Raw genomic sequence first — 5,725 nt, 5'->3', positions numbered from 1 at the left:
GTGGTTAGCGTAAAAAGCACTATCCCAACGGCGCCTCGACCCGATCGCGCCCGGCCTGCTTGGCCGCATAGACCCCCGAATCAGCTCGTAGCAGCAGCGCATCGGCGCCTTCGCCGGGACGGAGGCTGGCGACACCAAAACTCGCAGTGATGACCCCCACCTCCTCGATCGGCGCCCCGCGCAGGCCGTCCCATAGTCCTACGGCCAGCGTGTAGGCGCTTTCGCCGTCGGTGTCCGGGCACAACACCACGAACTCTTCCCCGCCAAGCCGGCAGAACACATCGGTACGTCGCAGTCGCTGGGTGATGCGCTGGCAGACGGCTTGTAGCACTCGGTCGCCCATCGCGTGGCCGTACTGGTCGTTGATGCGCTTGAAATGATCGATATCAAGCATGATGACCGCCATTTCCCCGGTGCCGCGCTCAACCCGGGCCAACTCCGAGGTCAGCCGCTCCTGGAAATAACGCCGGTTGCGAATGCCGGTCAAGGCGTCGGTCACGGACAGCGCCCGCAGCTCTTCTTCCACGCGCTTGAGGTCGGAAATGTCTGAGATGTAACCGTGCCACAACACCCCGCCACCCGGCAGTTGCTCGGGCGTCGCCTCGCCGCGGACCCAGCGCAGGCCGCGCAGTGGCAGTTGCACCCGATACTCTTCGCGCCATGGGCTCAAGGTGTCGGCCGAGGTGCGAATCGATGCGCGAACCCGCGCGCTGTCCAAGGGATGAATGCGGGAAAAAATCGCTTCGGCGTGCCGCACCAGCACGTCCGGCTCCAGTTCGTAGATATCCCGGATGCCATCGCTGGCGTAGATCACGCTGAAGCCACCGTTGAAATCCATCTTGAATTGGTAGATGCCACCGGGAACATGGGCGCTGAGTTTCTTCAACAACAGGTCCCTGGCGGCCAACGCCTCGTGGACGCGCTTGCGTTCGGTGACGTCGATGCATATGGCCAGGTGTCCGACCCACAGTTCCTGGTCGTCCAGCACCGGCGTCGCCAGCATATTCACTGTCAGGTGGCTGCCGTCGCGGCGCACCAGGGTCCATTCCCGCGCCTGCTGGCCACCCTGCTCGCCACCTTCCAGCAACATGGCGTGACAGGTGGGAATCGGTTTGCCAAAGCGAGCGGCGAGTTGGGCCGCCCGCTCCTGCAGCTCGCGCGGAACGTGGAGGCTTTCCAGGGTCATGCTCTGCAACACATCACAGCTCTGATAGCCGAGCATCTGCTCGGCACCGGCATTGAAGGTGGTGATAACGCCGCGCAAGTCAGTGGCAATGATCGCGACCTGCGTCGCGGCGTCGAGCACGCCCCTCAACTGGCCGTGGGTGCCGCGCAGTTCCGTTTCCCGGGCCCGCAGTTCCTGGGTCCGTTGCTCCACCAGCGCCAGGGCCCGTTGCCGTTGGCTGACCAGCGTATAGAACAAGACACTGAGCATCAGGCTGAGCAACCCGCCCAGCACCGTCAGGCTCACGACGCTGGAATGGTTGCTCGACAGGAACAGGAGGCTGGGTCGCAGTTCAACCCGAAAGTCACGATCGGCCAGGCGCAACAATCGGGTCGCCGACAACTCGCTGTTGCCCGGACGGTCGGGGCTCTCGTACAGCATTTCCTGGCGATCGTCGCTGGACAGGTCGAGCACCCGCATCGACAGGTTGTCATGACCGGAATCCGGCAGGCCATCGGACATCAACTGGCGCATGCTGACCGCAGCCACCACAAAACCCAACAGCTCGTTCCCGGAATGTCGTACGACCGGGGCCGCCAGCATGATCCCCCTGGAAAAGACCGGATCGACACCGACCAGGTCCAGGGGTTGGGACACCGCCATGGCGTTACGTTCGCGGGCCCGTTCCAGCGTGGCGCGGCGCGTGGGTTGGTAAAGCAGGTCCAGGCCCAGCGGCGCGCCATAGGAGGGTTGACCCTGGACATACAGCACCGGCACGTATTCGTCCCGCTCGGGAGCCTCTCGCAAAACGCCTGCCTCGTCCGGCTCACGAATGGTAAACGTACCGGACACCTCGGCCCGCGCCTGGTGCTCAAACGCCTGACGCTCCTCCCGCAGCACCCGGGGCGCCCAGGCAAAGGCCCGGGTATGGCGCAGCATGGCTTCGGTGTAGCCATGGAATTCGGTGTTGGAAACCCCATCGGAGTTGGCGAAGAAACGCCTCAGGCTGTCGAGGCGTTGCACCTGGTCCTGGAAGCGCTCTTCGATACGGCTATAGCGTTCGTCGACTTGCAACGCGAAACGCTGGCGCAACTGCTGATTGAACAGATTCAGCGTGCCCCAGGCCAACAAACCGGTCAGCAATGCCCCCGCCGCCAGGACCAATGAAGCCACCAGCCACGCTGAAACATCTTCGCTGATAAAACCCAGGATCCTGGGACGCACCGGATGTAATGCCATGCCCATAACTCAAAAAGGACCAGGCATTTGAACAGCCCCGGTCACAGCTAAGTTATAGCTATATGCCATTACTTTAGCCAGCCCCAAAAACACCCGAAAGCCTTGATTTTCAAGGCCTGGATGGATCCAATCAACGAGATCAGCGCGCCATGATTTTCCATGCGCGGTGAATCTTGCTGTTTCGGGCAAAGTCCGGATCGATGGTTTTCGCGGTGATTTCCTCCACCGCGTAACGCTCGGCCAGGTTCTCTTCGAGCTGGAACTTGCGGAAGTTGTTGGAGAAATACAGCACGCCGCCCGGCGCCAGGCGCGCCATGGCCAGGTCCAGCAACTGGACCTGATCGCGCTGCACGTCGAACACGCCTTCCATGCGCTTGGAGTTGGAGAAGGTCGGTGGATCGATGAAGATCAGGTCGTACTCGTCACGACTGGCTTCCAGCCACGCCATGACGTCGCCCTGCTCCAGGCGGTTCTTGTCGGAAAAACCATTGAGCGACAAGTTGCGGCGCGCCCAGTCCAGGTAGGTTTTCGACAGATCGACGCTGGTGGTGCTGCGCGCGCCGCCCTTGGCAGCGTGGACGCTGGCGGTCGCGGTGTAGCAGAACAGGTTGAGGAAGCGCTTGCCGGCGGCTTCTTTCTGGATTCGCAACCGCATGGGCCGGTGGTCGAGAAACAGCCCGGTATCGAGGTAATCCGTGAGGTTGACGAGCAGCTTAACACCGCCTTCGTTGACCTCGGTGAACTTGCCTTGGGCACTCTGGCGCTCGTACTGCTTGGTGCCGCTCTGGCGCTCGCGGCGCTTGATGACAACGCGGCTCTTGTCGACGTTCAAGGCCTGGGGAATAGCCGCCAGCGCATCGAACAAGCGGGCCGAGGCCTTTTCCGGATCGATGGATTTCGGCGCGACGTATTCCTGGACGTGGACCCAATCGTGATACAGGTCGATAGCCATCGAATATTCCGGCATGTCGGCGTCGTAGACGCGATAGCAGTCCACGCCTTCACGCTTGGCCCACTTGCTCAGCAGCTTGAGGTTTTTCTGCAGGCGATTGGCGAACATCTGCCCGCCTTCGCTCAGGCGCGCCTGCTCGACCATGGGTGCCGGTGCCGGCGCTGGCTTGATCGGGTTGCCGTTCTTGTTGTACTGGCGCTCCTGCGGGACATCCGGGGTCTGGTCGTAGGCGGATTGCTCACGCTCGGCCTGGCGTTGTTCCGGGGTCCGACGCTCGCCCGTGACGAATTGATCCGGCAATACCTTGATCAACAGCAGCTTACAGGGCAATGCGCCGTTCCAGAAGGAATACTGCTTGTGGCTGCGAATGCCCATGCGCTTGCCCAGGTCCGGCGCGCCGGTGAACACCGCCGCTTCCCAGTTCAGGCAGGCCTGGCGCAGCCGCTCGCCAAGGTTCTGGTAGAGGTAAAGCAGGCTGGCTTCGTCGCCCAGGCGCTCGCCGTACGGTGGGTTGCAGATCACCAGGCCCTTCTGGTTCTGGTCCGGGCGCGGCTCGAAGGTGGCGACTTCGCCCTGATAGATCTTGATCCACTCGCTCAGGCCCGCGCGTTCGACGTTGTTGCGGCCCGGCTGGATCAGCCGTGGATCGGCCTCGTAGCCACGAATCCACAACGGTGGCTTGGCCAGCCCAGCGGCGGCGCGTTCGGTGGCTTCCTCATGGAGTTTGCGCCACAGCGCCGGCACATGGCCGAGCCAGGCGGTAAAGCCCCATTGCTGGCGACGCAGGTTCGGCGCCATGTCGGCGGCGATCATGCCGGCTTCCACCAGGAACGTGCCGACGCCGCACATCGGGTCGGCCAGCGCCCCGCCTTCGGCGGCAATGCGCGGCCAACCGGCGCGAATCAGTATCGCGGCCGCGAGGTTTTCCTTCAGCGGCGCGGCGCCTTGCTGCAGGCGATAACCGCGCTGGTGCAGGCTGTGGCCGGAAAGATCCAGGGAGAGGATCGCTTCGCCGCGGTCCAGGCGCAGGTGGATGCGCAGGTCCGGGTTGAGCTTGTCGATGGAAGGACGCTCGCCCGATGGCGTGCGCAGTTTGTCGACGATGGCGTCCTTGACCTTCAAGGCGCCGAAATGGGTGTTGTCAATGCCCGAGCCGTGGCCGCTGAACTCCACTGCCAGGGTGCCATCGGCGAGCATGTGATCTTGCCAATCGACATCCAATACACCGTGGTAGAGGTCTTCGGCGTCCTTCATCGGGAAGCGCTTGAGTACCAGCAAGACGCGGTTGGCCAGGCGTGACCACAGGCACAGTCGGTAAGCCGTCTCCATGTCAGCGCTGCCGCGAACGGCCGAAGTGTGCTCGCGCGCCTCTTCAAGGCCAAGCCCGACGGCTTCCTCAAGAAGCAGGCCTTCGAGGCCCTTGGGGCAGGTGAGGAAGAGTTCGAAACGGTCGGACATGGGATTTCCAGAGCCTTTGGCTAAGTGGGCCGGGCAACGCATTGCCGGGCCGGGTTCAATCAGGTGCTTTTCTCAAGAGCACCCGCGTGGCACGAAAGTGTGCCGCTCCGTACTCGCCGCTCAGGTTCAAAGAGCTTAGATGCGAGGACAGATAAAAAATTCTGTGCAACAAATTGTGAAAAGTTGTCCCTTTCGTCGAATAGTACCCGAGTGCAACAGGGGGACATTCTCATTCGATTTCGGCGACCGCCTTTCAGCGCAGGGCTGATCATACAGGGGTCTTGCTCAAAAGCGGGTGTCGAACATCATGTTACTTATCGCACTAACATCTTTATTGTTACGTGCTTATGACAAAACGATCATTCCATCCGTGTGACGCTTTGGTTAGAACTCACCACAGGTTGACGTCGCAACGGCGTCAACACCTTGGCTCGTCACGCCGGCAACGAGCCACCAACGGCAGAATGATTCTGCCCCGGCCTCGATAGAGGTCGACGCTAAGCAACAGTCAACAAGTGAGGGCAACACCCTATGAGAAGACTTAAGCGTGATCCGTTGGAAAGAGCTTTTTTACGCGGTTACCAATATGGCGTTGGTGGTAAATCCCGTGAGCTTTGCCCCTTTACTCTACCGTCGGTACGTCAAGCCTGGATCAATGGCTGGCGAGAAGGACGCGGCGACAACTGGGACGGTATGACCGGCACTGCGGGTATCCACAGACTCAACGAACTTCACGCCGTCGGCTGACACAGGGCCTATTACTCAAGAACTCGACAATCTGACATCCAAACCGATTTAACCACGCACGTCCCATCCGGACGGCGGGCTACGGCCCAGGGGGCTCCTTCGAGGAGCCCTTTTTAATGGACATCTCAAAGACAACACCATCCTGTGGCGAGGGAGCTTGCTCC

Annotated in this window: 3 protein-coding genes; 1 reads left to right on the top strand and 2 read right to left on the bottom strand. The window is 61.5% G+C overall.

Annotated elements, in window-relative coordinates:
• Window positions 1–19: 19 nt before the first annotated feature.
• A complete protein-coding gene (locus OC610_RS20050) occupies window positions 20–2,404 on the bottom strand; it encodes a sensor domain-containing diguanylate cyclase (RefSeq protein ID WP_264430145.1) in 2,385 nt (794 codons plus the stop codon).
• A 139-nt stretch (window positions 2,405–2,543) separates the two neighbouring features.
• Window positions 2,544–4,814 (bottom strand): bifunctional 23S rRNA (guanine(2069)-N(7))-methyltransferase RlmK/23S rRNA (guanine(2445)-N(2))-methyltransferase RlmL, encoded by a 2,271-nt coding sequence (rlmKL, locus tag OC610_RS20045; RefSeq protein WP_264430144.1) that lies wholly within the window; start codon window positions 4,812–4,814, stop codon window positions 2,544–2,546.
• A gap of 531 nt (window positions 4,815–5,345) precedes the next feature.
• Between rlmKL and rmf the strand changes: the two genes are divergently transcribed.
• Window positions 5,346–5,561, top strand: coding sequence for a ribosome modulation factor (gene rmf / locus OC610_RS20040; RefSeq protein WP_003223300.1), 216 nt, complete (start codon window positions 5,346–5,348; stop codon window positions 5,559–5,561).
• The last annotated feature ends 164 nt before the right edge of the window (window positions 5,562–5,725 follow it).

Origin of the sequence: Pseudomonas agronomica (genome assembly GCF_025917275.1) — a bacterium.
In the GTDB taxonomy this organism is placed as follows: domain Bacteria; phylum Pseudomonadota; class Gammaproteobacteria; order Pseudomonadales; family Pseudomonadaceae; genus Aquipseudomonas; species Aquipseudomonas agronomica.
The sequence above is the reverse complement of the archived record's forward strand: the minus strand, read 5'-3'. Positions and strand labels throughout refer to the sequence as shown.